Annotated in this window: 16 protein-coding genes; 10 read left to right on the top strand and 6 right to left on the bottom strand. The window is 59.7% G+C overall.

Annotated features, from left to right (window positions below):
* Nucleotides 1-183: 183 nt before the first annotated feature.
* Together B0G82_RS29080 and B0G82_RS29075 are read left to right on the top strand one after the other, a co-directional pair.
* Nucleotides 184-963: a WecB/TagA/CpsF family glycosyltransferase gene (locus tag B0G82_RS29080; protein WP_116147540.1), complete on the top strand. Its 780-nt coding sequence runs from the start codon at nucleotides 184-186 to the stop codon at nucleotides 961-963.
* 21 nt (nucleotides 964-984) lie between these two features.
* The gene (locus tag B0G82_RS29075) at nucleotides 985-2,496 is read left to right on the top strand and encodes a glycosyl hydrolase family 28-related protein (protein WP_121309868.1); all 1,512 of its coding nucleotides are present in this window, start codon (nucleotides 985-987) and stop codon (nucleotides 2,494-2,496) included.
* A 69-nt stretch (nucleotides 2,497-2,565) separates the two neighbouring features.
* Here B0G82_RS29075 and B0G82_RS29070 read toward each other — a convergent pair whose 3' ends face one another.
* Complete coding sequence (locus B0G82_RS29070) at nucleotides 2,566-2,751, bottom strand: hypothetical protein (RefSeq protein ID WP_106283119.1); 186 nt, start codon at nucleotides 2,749-2,751, stop codon at nucleotides 2,566-2,568.
* Between the two features lie 536 nt (nucleotides 2,752-3,287).
* Here B0G82_RS29070 and B0G82_RS29065 point away from each other — a divergent pair.
* The 3 genes from B0G82_RS29065 to B0G82_RS29055 all read left to right on the top strand — a co-directional run bounded on the left by B0G82_RS29065 (nucleotide 3,288) and on the right by B0G82_RS29055 (nucleotide 6,157).
* The gene (locus B0G82_RS29065; protein ID WP_121309867.1) at nucleotides 3,288-4,283 is read left to right on the top strand and encodes a helix-turn-helix domain-containing protein; all 996 of its coding nucleotides are present in this window, start codon (nucleotides 3,288-3,290) and stop codon (nucleotides 4,281-4,283) included.
* A 399-nt stretch (nucleotides 4,284-4,682) separates the two neighbouring features.
* Nucleotides 4,683-5,564 carry a UTP--glucose-1-phosphate uridylyltransferase GalU gene (gene galU, locus B0G82_RS29060; RefSeq protein WP_121309866.1) on the top strand — a complete coding sequence of 294 codons (882 nt, stop codon included), beginning with the start codon at nucleotides 4,683-4,685 and terminating at the stop codon, nucleotides 5,562-5,564.
* Between the two features lie 284 nt (nucleotides 5,565-5,848).
* The gene (locus B0G82_RS29055) at nucleotides 5,849-6,157 is read left to right on the top strand and encodes a hypothetical protein (protein WP_116147530.1); all 309 of its coding nucleotides are present in this window, start codon (nucleotides 5,849-5,851) and stop codon (nucleotides 6,155-6,157) included.
* Here B0G82_RS29055 and B0G82_RS29050 read toward each other — a convergent pair whose 3' ends face one another.
* Nucleotides 6,158-8,899, bottom strand: coding sequence for a glucosidase (locus B0G82_RS29050; protein ID WP_121309865.1), 2,742 nt, complete (start codon nucleotides 8,897-8,899; stop codon nucleotides 6,158-6,160). It lies immediately after the preceding gene.
* Nucleotides 8,900-9,132: 233 nt separating this feature from the next.
* Between B0G82_RS29050 and B0G82_RS29045 the strand changes: the two genes are divergently transcribed.
* Together B0G82_RS29045 and B0G82_RS29040 are read left to right on the top strand one after the other, a co-directional pair.
* Nucleotides 9,133-10,083 (top strand): pseudouridine-5'-phosphate glycosidase, encoded by a 951-nt coding sequence (locus B0G82_RS29045; RefSeq protein ID WP_121309864.1) that lies wholly within the window; start codon nucleotides 9,133-9,135, stop codon nucleotides 10,081-10,083.
* A gap of 71 nt (nucleotides 10,084-10,154) precedes the next feature.
* Nucleotides 10,155-10,604, top strand: a complete 450-nt coding sequence (locus B0G82_RS29040) for a DUF2501 domain-containing protein (protein WP_106283114.1) — start codon at nucleotides 10,155-10,157, stop codon at nucleotides 10,602-10,604.
* 147 nt (nucleotides 10,605-10,751) lie between these two features.
* Here the strand turns inward: B0G82_RS29040 and B0G82_RS29035 are convergent, their stop codons facing one another.
* Nucleotides 10,752-11,714, bottom strand: coding sequence for a helix-turn-helix domain-containing protein (locus tag B0G82_RS29035; protein ID WP_121309863.1), 963 nt, complete (start codon nucleotides 11,712-11,714; stop codon nucleotides 10,752-10,754).
* Between the two features lie 148 nt (nucleotides 11,715-11,862).
* Here B0G82_RS29035 and B0G82_RS29030 point away from each other — a divergent pair, with 148 nt between their 5' ends.
* A complete protein-coding gene (locus tag B0G82_RS29030; protein WP_121309862.1) occupies nucleotides 11,863-12,582 on the top strand; it encodes a GNAT family N-acetyltransferase in 720 nt (239 codons plus the stop codon).
* Between the two features lie 330 nt (nucleotides 12,583-12,912).
* Here the strand turns inward: B0G82_RS29030 and B0G82_RS29025 are convergent, their stop codons facing one another.
* On the bottom strand, nucleotides 12,913-13,713 hold the full coding sequence (locus tag B0G82_RS29025; RefSeq protein WP_241974867.1) for a hypothetical protein: 801 nt from the start codon (nucleotides 13,711-13,713) through the stop codon (nucleotides 12,913-12,915).
* Between the two features lie 10 nt (nucleotides 13,714-13,723).
* Between B0G82_RS29025 and B0G82_RS40690 the strand changes: the two genes are divergently transcribed.
* Together B0G82_RS40690 and B0G82_RS29020 are read left to right on the top strand one after the other, a co-directional pair.
* Complete coding sequence (locus B0G82_RS40690) at nucleotides 13,724-14,407, top strand: hypothetical protein (protein ID WP_241974865.1); 684 nt, start codon at nucleotides 13,724-13,726, stop codon at nucleotides 14,405-14,407.
* A gap of 933 nt (nucleotides 14,408-15,340) precedes the next feature.
* The gene (locus B0G82_RS29020; protein ID WP_121309861.1) at nucleotides 15,341-17,158 is read left to right on the top strand and encodes an alpha/beta hydrolase; all 1,818 of its coding nucleotides are present in this window, start codon (nucleotides 15,341-15,343) and stop codon (nucleotides 17,156-17,158) included.
* A gap of 22 nt (nucleotides 17,159-17,180) precedes the next feature.
* Here B0G82_RS29020 and B0G82_RS29015 read toward each other — a convergent pair whose 3' ends face one another.
* Together B0G82_RS29015 and B0G82_RS29010 are read right to left on the bottom strand one after the other, a co-directional pair.
* Nucleotides 17,181-18,440 carry a DUF6596 domain-containing protein gene (locus B0G82_RS29015; RefSeq protein ID WP_121309860.1) on the bottom strand — a complete coding sequence of 420 codons (1,260 nt, stop codon included), beginning with the start codon at nucleotides 18,438-18,440 and terminating at the stop codon, nucleotides 17,181-17,183.
* 6 nt (nucleotides 18,441-18,446) lie between these two features.
* Nucleotides 18,447-18,818 carry a YciI family protein gene (locus B0G82_RS29010; protein WP_106283108.1) on the bottom strand — a complete coding sequence of 124 codons (372 nt, stop codon included), beginning with the start codon at nucleotides 18,816-18,818 and terminating at the stop codon, nucleotides 18,447-18,449.
* Nucleotides 18,819-19,255: the final 437 nt, after the last annotated feature.

Here is a 19,255-nt window from a genome sequence, read left to right as displayed (position 1 = left end):
GCGCTGCTCGCCCTTGCTTCTATAGAGGCGGGCCAGCGGATCTCACCGCGCGATCTTGGGTGCATCGGGCCGATACAAGGCAGATTCGACAAGATTCTTATTTACTTAGTTATCCAAATTCTCTGGCAGAAATAAATCCTGTCAGAGCGCTTCGTCACGTCTTATCGACCTGAGGCCTGTTAAATGACCACCAAATGCACGATGTTCGGGATAGAGATAGACGCCATCTCAATGGATACGGCCGCAAAGACGTTGGCACGGTGGCTTGAATCGCCGCGCACAAGATGTCGTTACGTGGTCACGCCGAATGTGGACCATATCGTCAAACTTCGAAACTCGCTGGCATTCCAGGCTGCGTATGCAGACGCTTCGATGATACTGGCAGACGGTAAGCCGCTGGTGCTCGCATCGCGGATGATGGGTCGCGCATTAAAGGAGGCGGTGCCCGGCAGCGATCTCGTACCCAGTATCCTTCACCAGGCGCGATCAATGAATCAGCCCATGCGCGTGTTTCTGCTAGGCGCCGGCCCAGGTGTAGCGGAGCGCGCCGCGCAGATCATTACGCAACGCTGGTTGAACGTTCTGGTAGTCGGTACGTACTGCCCTCCTTTCGGATTCGAGACGTTGCCGTCCGAGTGCGATCGCATTCTCGACGAAATCGCCGCAGCTGAGCCAGATCTGTTGATCGTTGGACTCGGTGCGCCCAAGCAGGAGCTATGGGTGCATGAAAACAGGGCGCGCATCAGCGCAAAGGTGGCGATCTGCGCAGGCGCGACGATCGACTTCATTGCGGGCGAGAAGGTGCGCGCGCCGGTCTGGATGCGCAGGACTGGCCTCGAATGGCTGCACCGGATCGTCACCGAGCCCCGGCGTCTGTTGCGCCGCTATGCACACGACGCATTAGTCTTCCCAACTGTTCTGGTCAGGGAACTCGTGAGCAACGCCGTTGCGCGCAATAAATGATTGACGACAGAGAGTCATACCGTGACTAACCGACGACAGGCAATCAAGGGTGCCCTCGCAGGCACGATTCTCAGCGCAGCGGCGGCCGTCAACGGGCAAACGAAACGGGACGCTTCATCCGTAGATACGGGGTTATCGAAGGACACGCCGTCTGGAGCAAGCAACGCTCAATCAATCGCATTCAAGGCGGCCGCGCCGACGAGTATCGTCCGGACGGTGGCCGAAGAGTTGAACGACGCCGACATCAATCCCAAACGATTTGGTGCAAAGGGCGATGGCCGCACCGACGACAGCGCGGCGATCCAGTCTGCGATCGACCTGCTCGAAGCACGTGGCGGCGGTGTGGTTCGCTTTCCGGCCGGGCGTTATCGCTGCAATGTCATTTTGAAGAACGGCGTGTCGCTCGTATCGAGTAGCACGATGTTCGGCTATCTTCCGGGCCACATTTCCGGCGTAACGCTGGTACAGGCAGACCACGGCTTCGTGGTCGATACGCCGGCGACACTCGTACGCGGAATCGGCATCAGCGGCATTAATTTCGAAGGACGCGGCGCCAATTTCCCCGGTGGCGGGGTGCGCTTTCAACTGGTCAAATGGGCGGCTATACGACGTTGCACCGCCAACAATTTCGCCGATCAGGGCTTTCAGCACCTCGCAGGGTTTGGTGTCGTGTTTGAGGATATTCTAACGACGAATGTCTTGCTCAATCGCCAGCGCGACCGAATTTCCGGATGCATCGAAACGTTCGGTACCGACGATTTCCTCAACCGCATCGAAGCCAACCCTTCTCTGATCGCGGGTCGCGGCCTGGTCACGCCGGACCTTCTTCTGTGCGGAATTGTCGTGGGCGGGGCAAACAACTTCCTGTCGAATTGCATTGGCGAGGATGCCGAACGCGGTATCTACATCGCACCGTTGCGAGGATCACAGCACCGCATTTCGCAATGCCGTGGCGACTCCAATATCGGCCACGGCTTCTATGTGGATGGCAGCGCCATATGGAGCACATGCTTCGGCTACAACAATAGTTCCGCCGAGGTCGGCATCTACAGCGGCTTCTACATGTCGTCGAAGTCGCGCTCGAACGTGCTGACCTCATGCCGCTCCGAGGGTCGAAAAGAGCGTCTTCAGAAGTATGGTTTCGAGGACTACGTCAGCGAATCCGATCCGGATGCGCGCAATCAATACTTCGCCTGCGCGGGAAGCTTTAATCAGGCTGGATTGTTCCTGGTGCAGAACCATGAAGGGTCGAGCGTGTCAGGCGCGCCGCTCACCATTAAGCCCCCGGCTGGGACGCGGATCGTCAACGTCACCGGCTCAGGTCTCGTTGTGCTTGATAACTACATGACGCCCACGGACATCTCGTATTTTTCCGGCGCCGCCGATGGTCAAACGATTCGCGTACTGGGGAATCCGAATGTGACGATCGTTCACGGATCGGGCATCGTGACGCGTTCGTCTAAAGACGTTGTGCTGAAAGCGGACACGATCTACGCATTTACCCGATACGTCGACAAGTGGTACATGAATTGAGTGGAGCGGAAACAATAGGATCCGTGCGATGCGAAGTGTTGCCTCACCTTGAACGAGCCTCGCACGGTGCTATTTAAGAATGGCCAGCAGATCGGCAACGCTTATATCGGGCAATTGCTTGGCAAGCATATCCCAGAAGATCAGATCGCGCATAGCACTCGCGTCTTCGGCCGTAGTCCACTCACGCGCGCCGACGATGGAATCGGCCGTCTCGGAAGCGGCACTAACGATTGTCTGAATTTCTTCTATACGCATGAACGCGTTATCGGCTACGTTCAGGACTTATTTAGCCCTGCGCGTCGAGAAAATGGCAAACCGCCGAAAAATTCTGCTTGGATCCGGTTTTCAGGCGGGTGAACTGGCAGTGGCAACCCCATGATAGCCCGAGTTTTTACCGCAAATTACCCAGGAAAGCCCTACCTTGAAAAAGATCGGATCGAGTGACATCCCCGTAAAAGTTGAGCGGAGCGGTGACCACCGTTCTGGCAATTCGTTTTATATCGCGTTCTCGCATAACCCATATCTATAAATGCGCTATACACTCCGTCTCATTTCACGGCAAATTTATGCATATACGCATAAATCCCGTCCAAATGGATTACAGATGTATCGGACAACGGATTCTCTCCGCTAAAACGGAATTTCTGCAGCCGGGTCGTGAACAGCCAATGTGTTGGCCAAATCGGACATGTAATAATTACGCTAAAATTGATGGTTAGCATGCAAAAGATAAGAAAAACACAGAGTCCAGGGCGGGGCTTCGAAGGCTAAAACATTCCGGGGGAAAACAAATGGAGCTGGTACATACTCTGCCGCGCTGTTCGCGGCAAAGTGCCGTGAGAACACAGACGCGTGAGATGACTCACGTCGACATAGCGTTATTTAACGGGTTTGCGCTGCCAAAAGTCGCGGCAATCATCGAGATTTTCCAGAAAGCGAATGCGTTCAGCGCATCACAGCAATTACATCGCGCGCGTTACGACGTCTCTTTGCTGTCGGCGGCAGGCGGCCGCATCGCAAGCTCGTCTTCGGTGTTCGTCTGGACTGAAAGCGTCGAGTCGCATCAGGTCAGGAATGACAGACATCTGCTGTTCATTGCAGGCGGCGCGGGTGTACCGCATGCGTGCCGCGACGAACGCCTTAGCAATTGGCTGCGCCGCAGGCATCCGTTCAGCGAGATCGTTCATCCGATCGCCGAGGGCAGGCTGTTACTGGAAGCAGCAAAGCTTCCCAGCCGCTACTGTGCCCTCTTATATGGCGAGATTGAAACGGGCGACTACTATCAGGCACGAGCACTGAGCGAAGCCCCGACCGAGGTCGCCACAGCACTGCGTATCGTGGAAGAGGATATGGGACTGGAAGTGGCGCGTCATGTCGCTGAATCGGTTGCCCCTCAGCAGGATGTGCCTTGGGACACGTCCATTTCCCGCAGCGGAGCGCCCAAAGTCAGTGAAAAGATCATGACGTCGGCGCGCTGGTTGGAGGCAAACGTCGACCGGCCCGTTTCTATCGACGCGGCCGCGAAGGTGGCCGCGATGAGCGAGCGCAACTTCCTGCGCCGCTTCAAGAGCGAGATCGGGATGACCCCCTCCGACTATCTGCTTCGCGCTCGTCTTAACATGAGTTGCCGGATGCTCGTCGAGTCGCGCTTGCCTGTCGATAAGATTGCACGACGTTGTGGCATTGGCAGCGGCGGTCAGTTGGCCAAGTTATTCAGGAAGTATCTTGCGACGACACCCACCGATTACCGCTTGGGCAGGGCACCGTCTCCCGCGGAGCAATCCTGAGCGTACGTCTCGGCTAAGCTCCTCCGGTAAAGCGCGTCGCAATTCCGTTGGCCGCCCGTTCCTCCCCAACTTTCCGCGAAGAGACTATTTCTAGCATCGTTATGCGCGGACTGGATCGCAACAGAACCTCGCCGCTGTCATCGATGCCATGGATCCACGCGCTATACGCCCTGCGCCGTGGTGCTCCCCGCCAGGCCTTCACGTATCCGCTTTAGCCAAAAGCGGCGCTTCTTCCGCCATCTCGCATCCATAGCCGGTTTTCGCCTCTATGGTTACGCTCGACCACCCGAGTCGATCTATCCGACACTACGCAAACTCTGCCTGGTCAGCTTCGCTTTGGCCCGTCTTGGAAGGCCGGCTACTCTCTAACGTCTGTATCGCGAACACCCCGGACAACTCATGCTCAAAGTTACCAAGGCCATATTTCCGGTGGCGGGTCTCGGCACCCGGTTCCTTCCCGCCACGAAGGCGAGCCCGAAAGAGATGCTTCCGATTGTCGACAAGCCGCTGATCCAGTACGCGGTCGAAGAGGCAATGGCGGCCGGCATCACCGAAATGATCTTCGTCACGGGCCGCAGCAAGCGCGCGATCGAGGACCACTTCGATAAGTCATATGAAATCGAGGCCGAACTCGAGGCGCGCGGCAAGGACAAGCTGCTGGAACTCGTGCGCAGCATCAAGCCGAGCCATGTGGACTGTTTCTACGTGCGTCAGCCGGAAGCGCTGGGCCTGGGCCACGCGGTGATGTGCGCCGAAAAGCTGGTGGGCGACAACCCGTTCGCCGTCATTCTCGCGGACGACTTGCTGTACGGCACGCCGCCCGTCATGACGCAGATGATCGAGGTGTTCGACCACTATCACAGCTCGGTGATCGGCGTCGAAGAGATCCCGGCCCTGGAGACGAAGTCGTACGGTATCGTCGACGGCAAGAAGTGGGAAGACTCGATCATCAAGATGTCGGGCATCGTCGAAAAGCCGGAGCCGAGCGTGGCGCCGTCGAATCTCGGCGTGGTCGGCCGCTATGTGCTGAAGCCGCGCATCTTCGACCATCTGCGTGCGTTGAAGCCGGGCGCAGGTGGCGAATTGCAGCTCACGGACGCGATTCAGTCGCTGCTCGCCGACGAACAGGTGCTGGCGTACAAGTATCACGGCACGCGTTTCGACTGCGGCAGCAAGCTGGGTTATCTGAAGGCAACCGTCGCGTTTGCCTTGCGTCACCCGGAAGTGGCCGCCGATTTCGAGGAATATCTGCTTGCGCGCTCGCCAGTGGCCGCAGGCTGACAGACTGATCTGCCGCGGATACGTCCAACACCTCCGCAGGTTTTGCGACCGAAGGAATGGGCATTCGTCCGGCGGCCGGTGAATCTTGACGATATCGGCCAAGACTATGGTTCATTCAGCCGCGCTTTCGTGCCGCTAGCGCGGCATCGGTAATATCAAAACCTGTCGCGCCGTCTCTCCATGTCGAAGAACGATTGTCCCAAGGCAGTCGACCATTCGACCGCAAACTTCGAACGGACGGTTTTCATTTAAGGCGGTTTAACGCAGCGGGCGCACAGGAAGTTATGGGCGAGTTTATTCCAGAGTATCTGGTCCGAGAACAGGCAGCCGTGGGTGCGCTCGTATTGTTCGCCATTCTGCGCATTGTCTGCGCCGCTGTCGCCGTCGAGAAGGGTTGGCGCATATCCGTCGTGCAATCTTATTGCATTGCGATTGCAGTACTTTACTGCGTACCCCAGTTATTTGATCTGTTCGCGCACTCGTACGGAATGCGAGCCGCGGCTGCGGCCGCGGAACTCGAAGGTAAGGCGGCGGGCTCAGCGGTTGCGCTCTTTTTCGCGCCCATTCTGAGTCACAAGCTCGGCTACGAATAGTTACCGCGCCGCAGCCGACGCCGCATCTTCTCCCACCGCCGCATCCGCCGACGCAACATCGGCCGCCACATGCGACAGCTTCATCATGCGCGGCTGAAGCAGCAGCGCGACGAGCCCGCTCCAGCCGGTCTGGTGCGAAGCGCCGACGCCACGTCCGTTGTCACCGTGAAAGTACTCATGAAACAGGATGAGATCCTGCGAACGCGGGTCGGCCTGCAGCATCGGATAAGCAGCCATCACGGGCCGCACACCTCGTGCATCTTTAAGAAAGAGCGTGGTGACGCGCCGCGCAAGGTCGTCGGCAATCTCGCCCAGCGAACAACGCTTGCCCGATCCTGTCGGATAGTCGATGCGGAATTCATCGCCGTAGTAGCAGTGGAACTCATATAGCGATTCGATCAGCAGGTAGTTGACAGGAATCCAGACCGGCCCGCGCCAGTTCGAATTGCCGCCGAAAACGCGCGAGTCCGATTCGGCCGGTTGATATTGAATGCGGACATTCACGCCGTCATGGTCGAAGACATAAGGTGTATCGCGATGCACGAGCGACAGCGCTCGCACGCCGTGCTCGGAGAGAAATTCGTTTTCGTCGAGCGCGCGGCGCAGCAGTGTTGTCATACGGTGTCCGCGCAATAAGGACAGCAGCGTGGTATTGCCCTTACCGGGTTCGGTCCAGCGCGACACCAGCTTAGCCAGATTTGGTCGATGATCGAGAAACCAGGCTAGCCGTTCGCGCAATCCCGGCAGATGACCGTACACGCGATCCTCTAACACGTGAACGGCGAACATCGGAATCAGTCCGACAATCGAACGAATGCGCATTGGCACACGGGTTCCGTTTGGAAGGTGAAGTACGTCGTAGAAGAACTCGTCCTGTCCGTCCCATAGCCCCGTTTTGCACCCTTCGCTGCAACTGACCGCTTCCGCGATATACAAAAAGTGCTCGAAGAACTTCACCGCAATTTCAACGTACGCGCTGTTCGTCATTGCGAGTTCGAGGCCGATCTGCATCAGGTCGAGTGCGTACGAGGCCATCCATGCCGTGCCATCCGCCTGATCGATGCGCCCGCCGGTGGGCAGCGGCGAAGACCGGTCGAAGATGCCCACGTTGTCGAGCCCAAGAAAGCCGCCCTGAAAGATATTGTGATCATCGGCGTCCTTGCGGTTGACCCACCACGAGAAATTGAGCAGGAGCTTGTGGAACATGACTTCAAGAAACGCGTGATCGCCGACGCCCGTCACCTCGCGGTCGAGTTCATACACGCGCCATGTGGCCCACGCATGCACCGGTGGATTGGCGTCGCCGAACGCCCACTCGTAGGCGGGTAATTGTCCATTCGGATGCATATAGCGCTCCTTCACGAGCAGCAGCAATTGCTTCTTCGCGAAGTCGGGATCGATCATGGCGAACGCGACCGCATGAAAGGCGAGATCCCACGACGCGTACCACGGGTACTCCCACTTGTCGGGCATCGACACGATGTCGCCATTGCACATGTGCCGCCAGTCCGCATTGCGGCCGTTCCTGCGAGCTCTCGGTGGCGCCGGTTGGCCAGGGTCGCCGTCGTGCCAACGCGTTACGTCGAACTGGTAGTACTGCTTCGACCACAGCATGCCGGCGAGCGCCTGGCGCTGCACGAGCCGCGCATCGGCGTCGGCGATGTCGTGCTGAAGCGCCGCGTAGAATTCGTCGGCTTCCTCTTGCCGGCGCGTGAAAAGCGCTGGCATGTCGAGATGCGCGACGTCCGCAGCCGCTTCGGGACGCCAGCGCAGGTACAGCACCGAGCACTCATGTGGCGCAAACTGCAGGGCCACATGCGCGGCGGCACGAGTGCCCTTGTCGCGCCGGATTGCGTGCTCGTCGCCGTCAACGAGGTAGTCATTGAAGCCGTCCTTGAACGGCCCTGCTCCATCGACGCCGAAAATCCGGCGCACATTCGTTTCGTTTTCGCAGAAGAGCCACTCGATCGGCTGTTGCGCAGACGCCGTCACGATCATCGTTGCGAGTGCGGGGTGGCGCGCGACGACACGCGTGCCGTCCTCTCTATTCGACTCCAGCGTAAGCGACGGCTTGCCGGGCTTACCCGACCAGGCCCATCTGTTGCGCGCCCAGAATTGCGGCAGTAGATGAAGCGCCGCGCGCTGATCCGCGCGGTTTTCGACGGTCACCCGCATCACGATATCGTCAGGGGTGTGCTTCGCATACTCCACGCAAACGTCGAAGTATCGGTTGTCGTCGAACACGCCCGTATCGAGGATTTCATATTCGGGCTGGTCCGCGCCGCGCCGCAGATTTTCGTCGATGAGGTCCTGGTACGGGTACGCGTCATGAGGATACTTGTACAGCATCTTCATGTACGAATGCGTCGGCGTGCCGTCGAGATAGAAGTAAAGCTCCTTCACGTCCTCGCCGTGATTGCCCTCCTCATTCGCCAACCCAAAGAGCCGTTCCTTGATGATCGGATCGTGCCCATTCCAGAGCGCGAGCGATACGCACCAGTCGAGTGGGTCGTTGCCGAATCCGGCAATGCCGTCCTCGCCCCAGCGGTACATGCGGCTGCGCGCATGATCGTGCGGAAAGTAGTCCCATGCGGTGCCGTGTTCGCTGTAGTCTTCGCGAACGGTGCCCCATTGCCGCTCGCTCAGATAAGGCCCCCAGCGGCGCCAGCGGTCGAGTTCGGGACCATGAAGACGGGCACCTTCGTTCGACTGGAGCAGATTGGTTGCGTGTAGCGGTGACATGGCACCTCCGGGACCCGACATCGACCATCCAACACGTTCAGTACATCAAGCGTCTGTCCTTTTTCATCAGGAGTACCGTTGCACGGCGCACCGCCGTGCTTCAACAAACGCTTCCAGCAAGGGCGGCCAGACACTTCTCTAATGATAAGCGCCATCGCGCTGCAACGAGTGAACCTTGCAGCCGCCTCTTGCTGCATACTTAAACGAAATATACCGCCGGGAAGATCGTGACGATGACGAACCTTGCTCACTCGTGGTTGAGTTTCAGCGGACCTGTGGCCGCTGCACAGGCTGCCGGCCGCCCGCTCGTCGCGCTGGAATCGACCATCATCGCTCACGGCATGCCCTATCCGGAGAACGTTCGCACTGCGCGCGAAGTGGAGGCCGTGATCCGCGGGCTGGGTGCCGAGCCCGCGACTATCGCGTTGATCGACGGGCGAATCCGCATCGGCCTTTCGAACGACGAAGTGGAACTGCTCGGGCGCTCGGACCAGGTACACAAGGTCAGCCGCCGCGATCTGCCGGCCGTGCTGGCCGGCGGCGGCCTTGGCGCCACCACGGTAGCCGGCACGATGATATGCGCCGCCTTGGCCGGCATCGAGGTCTTCGTGACCGGAGGCATTGGCGGCGTGCACCGGGGCGCGCCGGAAAGTTTCGACATTTCGGCCGATCTGCAGGAACTGGCGAAGACTTCGGTGGCGGTGGTCTGCGCGGGCGCGAAGTCCATTCTCGACATCGGACTCACGTTGGAATACCTGGAAACGCACGGCGTGCCGGTGCTCAGTTGCGAGCAGGACAATTTCGCCGCGTTTTACACGCGCGACAGCGGTTTTCGCGCGGACTTCAGGCTGGACGATGCGGCGCAGCAGGCACGCTTCATCCGCACCAAGTGGGACTTGGGTCTCGTGGGCGGCGTGGTGTTGAGCACGCCAGTGCCGGAAGCGGCAGCGATGAAGTCCGAGGAGATCGACGCGCTGACCCAGCAGGCGCTCGCGGAGGCCGCGGTGAAAGGTATCACCGGTAAAGCCGTGACGCCCTTCCTGCTGGCTCGCATCAAGGCATTGACGAATGGGCGCAGCCTGACGACAAACATCGCGCTCATCAAACACAATGCCGAGGTCGGGGCGAAATTGGCGCTGGCGTTGGCACATGCAGCGCGCGGGGCCTGTTCGAATCGTCCATGACCTCGTTCTTTGTTTAAGTCCGTGAGGCACTATAGTGAAGACTACCTTCACTCCACGGCAAGAGGGCTTCCATGATCGCATGCAACCGTCGCACCTGGGCCAACGGGCTCCTGGTCGCTACATTGCTCTATTTCCCAACCGCCCACGCCCAACTCGGCAACCTTCTCAATCAGAGTGGAAACGGCGCCGCCGCTGGTGGACTCGACAGCCTTGGCGGTTTAGGCAGTGGGTTGTCGTTGCAGTCGCTAACGTCCGGCAGCACGGGCAATGTCGCGGGCGTGCTTGAATTTTGTATCAAGAACAACTATCTCGGTGGCAGCGCGTCGTCGATCAAAGATGGGCTCATGAGCAAGCTGCCGGGCGGTTCATCGTCGAGCGACAGCGGGTACACTGACGGCGCCAAAGGCATCCTGAACAGTGGCGACGGTAAGCAGGTGGACCTGAGTGGCGGCGGTCTGAAGGAGCAGATCACGAAACAGGTCTGCGACAAGATTCTGGCCCAAGGGAAATCTTTGCTTTGAGCAAGTGACGGCGCACTCCATCCGAAGAGAGTGGCGATGTGACTTCGTTCGCGTTGAGAGCGCGTTGGCAACTATACCGAAACGAAACCGGTTGACCACGGCTATTCCGTTCAAGTCGCGATGGTTCGGCGAACCGTTGTCGGAACGCTAGCGCATTTCGGCGCGAAGTTCCCGCACCCCGCGGCCGAGCCTCCGGCGCAGCAAAGTCCGCAACGTCGCCGAGTCGGCGTAACCCACCTCGCTCGCAATTCTCTCGAGGTCATAGCCGATTGAGACGAGGTTCTGCGCCCGCTCGATTCGCAAATCCTGAAAGAAGGCCAGTGGCGACTTACCGAGCACGGCCTCGGTACGGCGCTGCAAAGTGCGCGGTCCGATCGACAACGCTGCCGCTGCCGCCTGAAGCGAAAACCCTGCCGAAAGATTGTCGCGAGCCCATCGCTCGAATCGCGCGACCAGCGGATCGGCGTGAGCGAGGTGATCCGGAATGATGTATTCGGACTGGGAAGAACGCTTGTCTATGAGCATGAACCGGGCAACCAGCGTCGCCAGTTCGGGGCTTGCCTGACGCAGCAGCCAGAGCGCAAGGTCGAGATGACCGATCGCGGAACCCGCCGTCACCACGCGTTGTGAGGCGACGACCATGCGCGAATCGTCCAGCTTGACAGCCGGATAGCGTTGGCGGAAGAAAGGCGCGAGCGACCACGTGGTTGTCGCCTCGCGGTTATCCAGAAGTCCGGCTTCGGCCAGCAGGAAAGTCCCGATACAGGCAGCCGCGACGCCGACGCCGTCGGCATGCCAGCTGCGAAGGTACGCCATCGTATCGCGCACGTCTGGACGGCTCAGCGCCTCGATCAGGCGCTCAGGCTGTCTGACATTCGGCGCAGGCACCACCACCCAATCGGGACGGCTAACGGTGCTCGCGGGTTCGACCGCGGTCGACAAGCCATGCGCGGTCCGAATGCGTTTGCGCACGCCAACGACTCTGACATCGAAAGGCGGTGCGGCGAAGCCTTGGGCCACGGCCAGCTCGTTGGCAGTCGCAAAGGTATCCAGCAGGACCGTGAGCCCGGTATCGAACAGGCCGTCCAGTGCGAAGATGACCACTTTCATGTCGCAAATAGATCTATTAATGTCATTTGCGACTATAGCCTCGCGCCTGTCGGGCGTCTAGACTGCACAGCAATACGGCCAGCGTGACGCGCTGGCGGATCATTCAGTCAAGCCGCCGGCACACAGTCGCGCTTGCAAAGGAGAAAGCATGAGCGGTTCGATAGACGCTGACCTCGACCGTCCGATCTGGGCGGCCCTCACCACGAAGCAGGCGCACCTGGGATATGGCAATGCCCTTGCCCGTCGATACCACCTCGATGTGGCGCCCTTCGCTGCTCTGGCATCTGAGACGCCCGCGGCATATCAGGCGCTGCTTCAGCTTTTGCTGCCTCACGAGCAGGCCGCCGTGCTGCGATCCGACGAATCGATCGGTCCGCTAGACGGGCTTCAGATCACGCACGCGGGCGTGATCCATCAAATGATCGCGCGGCATCGCACAGCAGCGAGCGCGGACGACCACGACGTAATTCGACTGGGTGACGCGGACGGGAAAGATATGCTTGAGCTCGCCCAGAAGACCAAACCCGGTCCTTTCGGCAAGCGAACGGGCGAAATGGGCAACTACGTTGGAATTCGCGAGCAGGGGCGTCTTATCGCAATGGCCGGCGAACGGATGCGCGTTGACGGATACGTTGAGATCAGCGCTGTTTGCGTAGATGAAGACTATCGAGGACGTGGCCTTGCGGGGCGGCTCATCAAAGTCTTGCGAAGAGAGATCGAGCAACGGGGGGACACGCCGTTTCTCCACGTGTTCAGCAACAACACCGCCGCGATCGGGTTGTACGAGCGTCTGGGATTTGAATTGCGTCGCACGTTTCAGCTTACTCGTGTCGGACATGCTGATTCACGTTCGGGCACAGTCGCTTAATCCCATTCCGGAAGACGTCGAATCAGGGGCTTTGGACGGTTTGTATCGCTTCGCGACTCTTCCTTAACTTCCCCTCATCCTCGACGAGTCACGAAACTTCGACGCGCCATATAGCCCGAAAAAAGGGAAGGTCACCCGGCCGAGACAAGCAGTGTCGATTCAAGCCCAGTTGATGGAGGGTCTCGGTCCTGGACAGTTCGCGTCACCGCGAACGGGTTTCGCAGCAGCCTGAAAATACCGCTTGGGCCGGCACCAGGCCGGCCCAACCTGCTCGTCAGGCAGCCGGGGCACGATCCGTTGCGGCATCGCACCACCGGAAGAACGCTTGCATCAGCCGATGCGCGCGTTTGTAACCGTCACCGTCGGGCCACCCTTGTCCCAGTCTTCCAGGCTCAGCCCGGTTTTCTTCCAGACCGGATTGGCGCTGGTAATCGATCCATTCACGACGTAGCCATTCAATTGCAGGCCCTGCACGTTGAATGAACCGCCGGGACTGCCCGTATCCGTATGGCCGGTAATGCTGATGCTGACCGTCTTGTTGACCGGACCCGGGAAGAAGCCAAAATAAACGTTAATCCCGCCGCCGGCGCAGTTATTCGTCGTCGGGCTGACGATGCGGATGTTTTGAAACACGGCGCTATTGTCATTCGGTTCGATATCGAGACCGGCGCCGGGAGCCGTTCCGCCGATATTTTCCCAAAGCGGACTATTAAACGTGATGCCGCTGCCGCTGATAATCGATACGCCCTGGCGTCGGCATCCGGTCGCGTGGTGCGAATTGACCGTGATGTTCGTGCTGTAGCCGTTGCTCTTTTTATCGCTGTTGTTGATATAAATGCCGTCGCCCCAGCAATTGATCGTGGTCGGAGACGTAATGGTGCAATTCGTCGCGCCGTTAATCGAGATCCCCATTCCCCATTCGCCCGACTTCGCCGAATTCAATTCCTTGCTGCCGTCGAGATACGGGCTTTCAAGCGTGACATTATCCACATCCGCCAAACGCAGGATTTCATACGTATCGGTATTGTGCGCCAGCAGTTTGATCGAAGCGCCGCTTGCAAAGCGCACGTGGCTATTGGTGCGCAGGTCGAGGCCGGCCACATCGATCCGGCTCTTGCCGGTAATCAGCAAAATCTGTCCAATGGAGCCGTCGATTGCGCGCTGGAGTGCGACGCGATCGTTGGTGGTCCCATCGCCTTTTACGCCGAACGACGTGTCGAGAAGAACGCCCTGGGTGCTCGTCGGCGAGCTCGCGCCAGCGGGGGAGCTTGCCGCCGCCGGCGAGCTTGCCGTTGCCGGCGCGCTCGCTCCGCTCGACGAACTGGCGCCGCTCGGGTTCGATGCGCCGCCGCCGCGTCGGTATCGGTCCGCGACCGCGTCGGGACTAGCGGCATCGCCACCACCGCCGCATGCGGCGAGCACGAACGCGCCGCCGCCGGCCAACAACGACGTCAGAAATTTACGACGGACCGTGAGTTCAGTATTGGAAACGGGGAGGCTTGCCGCTGGTGTATTCTTAATCATTCAAGTCTTTCCAACTATGCCGGCGCGATCAAAAGCCAAAGCCCAGGCGAACGACCGCAACCATACAGGCGTTAATAGGGAAATTAAGCGAGATAACGGGCGCAAAGCCCGAACGCTTAAGTACGAGTTACCCCGCGTAATCGGCATGCGAATACGCGCGGGCGCAAGCGAATACCCGAAGAGATCTCCGCTTAAAGCAAAGAGAACTTCAGGATTGGTAAAGCAGATCTTCCGGAAGGGTTCGCCAGACTTGCATTTCGATGGCGCTGAAGCGGCCGATGAGATGCACAGTAATAGCTAGAAGGTAAATTATTACCATCTCTTAATAATCGTATCAGATTAACAAAGTCAGTCCTACGTCACACTTGTTACAATATGTACATCATATCATCATACTTTTTACAAGATCCGGAACAAATTCCCTGAACCTCCATCTTTTCAATGACTTCCGTACCGATACTTTTGTCTGCTGAATGGTAAATTTTTCTAAACGTATGACGAGAAAAACGTATCAAGAACGACACATTTTTTTATTGTCTGATTAAATATAAATAAATATATGAGTAATTTATCCGAAAGGAACTAAACCCGGAGAATTCGCATTATGCGTGCTTTCACGCACCAGTGCACGACGCGGAGGCCGAATCGAGCTGCATTGGCGGTTTCCGGCGCGCGTCGGACACCTGCGCGCGCAGCGTGTTTGAACGTCGCTCGCCTACTCGTCCGATAAATCGATTTACCCGTGTCACGTATCAAACAACGCATTTAGCGTATTTTTATTTTGTCGGACGAGTACTGGCGAACAGTCTCATTCCGCTTTATGCCCCGGTTTTGTCTGCAGAACGATTTTCCCCGAAAATAAATTACTTCGGCAATCGCCAGCGCTATGTGCGAATTCGCACAGTGCGCGTGAAATTACTTTAAAACGTAACAGCTACGGGTAAGTCCTTAATCGACTTTTTTAAAAAATACGCGCAATCAGTGAACGTTTGTTAAAGGGCAAACGTTGTTCAGATCAAATTCATTCTCTGCCTCGTGCAATGTTGTTTAGCGCACCGAAGCGGCCTCTAAAGAGCGATCCAATCGACCAAAACGCTCAAAACAAAAAGAGGCTCACACTGATGCACTACGAGACAAGAACATTGCGCGGTGCAGTTGCAAAAGACCTTGCAACGCCCGCTTTTTGCAACCCGGCCCCAGTCGGCGACAACAACCAGACCGATCGAGGCTAGCCATGAAACCGATCGCATTCGGTGGACGCTTTGGATGGCTTCATGCTGGAGAAGGCACGCATGGCGTGGTGCTCTGCAGCCCGTTCGGTCATGAGGAGCCGTGGTGCCACAAGGGCATCCGATATCTCGCCGAAGAACTGTCCGCGTACGGTATTCCCACACTGCGCTTCGACTATCTGGCAACGGGAGACTCCGCGGGCGTCGACGGCAATGCCCATCACCTTGAAGCCTTCGTGTCCGATATCGTCGCGGCCGTCAAGCGCCTGAAGGAACAAACCGGCGTGACCAGCGTGACGCTCTGCGGCTTGCGTCTCGGCGCAACCCTCGCTGCGCTGGCGTCGCGAGCATGCGCGGCCGACTCGCTCGTGCTGCTCGCGCCCGTCGCACGCGGGCGCACCTATCTGCGCGAACTGGCGGCGCTGCGCAAGGTCTGGCTCGACAATCTCGCCCCGTCCTTGCGCGCAACGCAGCGCGACAAGCCGTTCAACGTGCTGGGACAGGTTTACAGCGACAGGCTTTGCAGTGAACTGGACGCGCTCGATCTCTCGAAGGCGATGGACATGCACTCCGCGGTTCTCACGCGCGCGCTCGTGCTCGATGCGCGCGCCCGCGCCAGCGCCACGCTGTGTTCGACGCTGCGCGGACGCGGCGTCGCGGTCGAAACGGGCGTGCTGGAAGGCTACCTTGAATATATGGATGAGACGAAGTCGTCGACTGTGCCGGCTCGCGCGTTCGACGAGGTCGTCAAATGGATCGTGGACGGCGCCCCGGGAACGCGCGTCCACAACCAGGTGAACAGAGGCGCACGGCCGAGCGTATCCCTCGACGACGAAGCGATCATCGAAACGCCCGAAGCCCGCGAGCGCCCGGTCATCTTCGGCGCCAACGGCCTGTTCGGCATGCTGTGCGAACCGCGCGGCAGGATCGCGTACGGGCCCGTCATGCTGATCACCAATACTGCCGGCAGCGTGCATCATGGCGACAGCCGGCTTTCGGTTCGAATCGCGCGGGAAATGGCCCGGCGCGGCATTCCATCCATGCGCATCGACGCGCGCGGCATCGGCGACAGTCCTCCGCGTACGCCACAAGGACCACTCGATCTGGTGCCGAAGATCCACGCATCCACGACCATCGAGGATGTCGCGACAGCCGCCGCCTGGCTCAAGCGCAAGGGCTATCAAACGGTCATCTCCTTCGGGATCTGCTCGGGCGCCTACAGCGCCTTGCGCGCGGCGCTCGTGGAGCCGGCTCTCACGGCCGTCATCGCGGTCAATATCGTGCGTTTTTACATACCCCCGCACATGTCGATGGCTGAACTGGAGGAGTTGCAGCGTAACTCGCTGAAGCGTGTCGGGCCCGCGATATTCAAGCCGTCCAAATGGTGGCTCGTCCTGAGCGGAAAGCGCAAGTTCAGGCCCATCGCGCAGGCCGTCGCAGCAACTCTGCTCGCGCGTCTGCATTCGCATCGGCTGGACGCAGCCGGCCACCGTACCGGCGCGGCCGAAGCCGATACGCTGACGCACCCGCACGGCGTCGTTCACACGCTCGAACGCAAAGGCGTGCGGACGCTCTTCGTCTACGGTTCAAGCGACGAAGGAATGGATCAGCTCAATGCGCATTTCGGTAAGCGCGGGAAGAAGCTGTCGCGCTTTTCGCATGTCAAGGCGGTCGTTCTCGATGAGCTCGATCACGCGCTCTTCGATCCGCGAGCGTCGGCAAAGGTCATTGCGCTGAGCGAGGCGTTCATCAAGGATCTGCATCAGAAGGCAGCGGCGCCGAAGGTCGTCAATCCGCTGTTGGCCGTGCAGCAGCAGCGTTGAGCGAGAAGCCGGGGCGATTTTTCTAACTTCCCGCCGATGACACCTCGGCGCGCTTGCGCTGCAGAAATCGGCGCACGGACGGATCGCGCTCGAGTCCGATCGCGAGATCGTACGCGCCGAGCGCTTCAGCCGTCGCGCCGGCACGCGTGAGCAGATCGGCGCGCGCGGCCCAGTACGGCTGGTAGTCGGCCAGGCGCGGATCGTCTGCGTACGGCTCGAGCGCGTCGAGCGCCGCCAGCGGGCCGTCGCGTTCCGCCAGCGCGAGCGCGCGGTTCACCGCGACCACCGGCGAGGCTGCAATCGCGAACAGCGCATCGTAGAGCTGCACGATCTCATCCCAGTTCGAACGATGCGTTCGGCTGCGGTGCACGTGCGCCGACTGCAGCGCGGCTTCCAGCTGAAAGCGTCCGATTGCGTTGAATGCGCTCGCGCGCAGTAACAGTGCGTCGGCTGCATCGATCATGGGCGCGTTCCATGTCGCCGGATTCTGAGCCGACAGCGGCACATAGTCGCCGGCCGCATTGCGTCGCGCGTCGCAACGCGCCTGCGCATACAGCATGAGCGCGAGCAGACCCAGCGTCTCCGGCTCCTCGGGCAACAGTTCGACGAGCAGGTGTGCAAGGAACAACGCCTCGCCGGTGAGATCGCGCCTCTCTGTATCGCGGCCGAGCGGGTCGGTCCACCCTTCCGCATACGCCGCATAGACCGCTTCCAGCACCGCGGCAAGCCGGCCAGGCAACTCCTCGCGCTCGGGTACGCTGAACGGAATGCCCGCCGCGCGGATCTTGTTCTTCGCCCGCACGAGGCGCTTGCTCATCGCGGCCGGCGACATCAGGAACGCGGAGGCAATCGTCTTCGCTTCGAGCCCCAGCACGACTTGCAGCATTAGCGGCGTGCGAATCGCGGCCTCTAGCGCCGGGTGCGTGCATGCGAACAGCAGCGCAAGCCGCCGGTCGGGCAACGCGGCTGCTTCACGCTCGTCGATCTCGTCGGCGAGGATCGTGAGCTGGTTCGTCACTTCGTCGCCGACGCGGCGATGCCGCGCGCCGTCGATTGCCCGGCGCCGCGCGACCGTCATCAGCCACGCTTCGGGATTCGCGGGGCAGCCGCGCTCCGGCCAGTCGGCGAGCGCGGCCGCAAACGCGTCGGCCAGCGCGTCCTCGGCCGCGGCGACGTCGCGCGTGCGCATTGCCAGCAGCGCGACGAGCTTGCCGTAGCTGCGACGCGCGACCGCCTCGGCGATCGCACGCGCCGCGCCGTCAGCGCTCACGGCCGCAGCCATACTGACTCATGCAACGGAAGGCGCATCGTACGGAGCGGTCCAGACCGGGCGCACCTCCATGAGGCCGTGCGCCGCGCCGGGGCAACGCGACGCCCACGCGATCGCCGCGTCCAGGTTGGGCACATCGATCAGGTAGTAGCCGGCCAACTGCTCCTTCGAATCGGAGAACGGTCCGTCAAGCACCTGCGGCTTGCCGTCGACGAGCCGCACCGTGGTCGCTGTGTTCGTGTGCTGCAGCCGGTTGGCGCCGACCAGAACGTCCGCTTTTTTCAACGATTCGGTGTACGCGTGATATGCGGCGACGCCTTGCTGCCGCTCGCTGTCGCTCATCTGGTTCCAGCCGTTTTCTTCCGAATAGATCATCAACAGGTATTGCATAGGAGCCTCCGTCATGGGTTGAGGCGGGTGAACTGCATCGGGCCGCCATCACAATGACGCGTGGGCCGCATGCTGACGGACAGCAGGCCGCGAAAAATGTCGGACGGCAATGCATGGTAAAGCTAATCGGCTTCACGCAGCGCATGGAGATCGTCCAGCGCTTCGGCAAGGAAGGCGGCAAATGCGTGGCAGGTTCCGCTGATCGGGTCGGATTCGAGGGATGCTATTCCGGTGACTTGCGCGGCACGGCGGGGCGGCTCACGAGCCGCCCGTGCGCAGTGTTCATCCGGGTTTCAAGGGACGCCACCGTTGAGCCGGCGTCTCTCGGCCTTCCAAAACCAGTTCTTCGACGGCCACTCTTATATAAGATATAAGACAATTGACCTCAAGCGGCCATCCCTTTAAAATTGCACCCAAACGCTATCCGGCACAGCCAT

The organism is Paraburkholderia sp. BL17N1 (assembly GCF_003634175.1).
Taxonomy (GTDB): Bacteria; Pseudomonadota; Gammaproteobacteria; order Burkholderiales; family Burkholderiaceae; genus Paraburkholderia.
The sequence above is the reverse complement of the archived record's forward strand: the minus strand, read 5'-3'. Positions and strand labels throughout refer to the sequence as shown.

What these genes read in the sequence shown, in the direction of transcription:
- B0G82_RS29080 (WP_116147540.1), top strand. Translation starts at nt 184, where the DNA reads ATGACCACCAAATGCACGATGTTCGGGATAGAGATAGACGCCATCTCA.
- B0G82_RS29070 (WP_106283119.1), bottom strand. Translation starts at nt 2,751, where the DNA reads ATGCGTATAGAAGAAATTCAGACAATCGTTAGTGCCGCTTCCGAGACG.
- B0G82_RS29065 (WP_121309867.1), top strand. Translation starts at nt 3,288, where the DNA reads ATGGAGCTGGTACATACTCTGCCGCGCTGTTCGCGGCAAAGTGCCGTG.
- galU (WP_121309866.1), top strand. Translation starts at nt 4,683, where the DNA reads ATGCTCAAAGTTACCAAGGCCATATTTCCGGTGGCGGGTCTCGGCACC.
- B0G82_RS29055 (WP_116147530.1), top strand. Translation starts at nt 5,849, where the DNA reads ATGGGCGAGTTTATTCCAGAGTATCTGGTCCGAGAACAGGCAGCCGTG.
- B0G82_RS29050 (WP_121309865.1), bottom strand. Translation starts at nt 8,899, where the DNA reads ATGTCACCGCTACACGCAACCAATCTGCTCCAGTCGAACGAAGGTGCC.
- B0G82_RS29045 (WP_121309864.1), top strand. Translation starts at nt 9,133, where the DNA reads ATGACGAACCTTGCTCACTCGTGGTTGAGTTTCAGCGGACCTGTGGCC.
- B0G82_RS29040 (WP_106283114.1), top strand. Translation starts at nt 10,155, where the DNA reads ATGATCGCATGCAACCGTCGCACCTGGGCCAACGGGCTCCTGGTCGCT.
- B0G82_RS29035 (WP_121309863.1), bottom strand. Translation starts at nt 11,714, where the DNA reads ATGAAAGTGGTCATCTTCGCACTGGACGGCCTGTTCGATACCGGGCTC.
- B0G82_RS29030 (WP_121309862.1), top strand. Translation starts at nt 11,863, where the DNA reads ATGAGCGGTTCGATAGACGCTGACCTCGACCGTCCGATCTGGGCGGCC.
- B0G82_RS40690 (WP_241974865.1), top strand. Translation starts at nt 13,724, where the DNA reads ATGGAGCCGTCGATTGCGCGCTGGAGTGCGACGCGATCGTTGGTGGTC.
- B0G82_RS29020 (WP_121309861.1), top strand. Translation starts at nt 15,341, where the DNA reads ATGAAACCGATCGCATTCGGTGGACGCTTTGGATGGCTTCATGCTGGA.
- B0G82_RS29015 (WP_121309860.1), bottom strand. Translation starts at nt 18,440, where the DNA reads ATGGCTGCGGCCGTGAGCGCTGACGGCGCGGCGCGTGCGATCGCCGAG.
- B0G82_RS29010 (WP_106283108.1), bottom strand. Translation starts at nt 18,818, where the DNA reads ATGCAATACCTGTTGATGATCTATTCGGAAGAAAACGGCTGGAACCAG.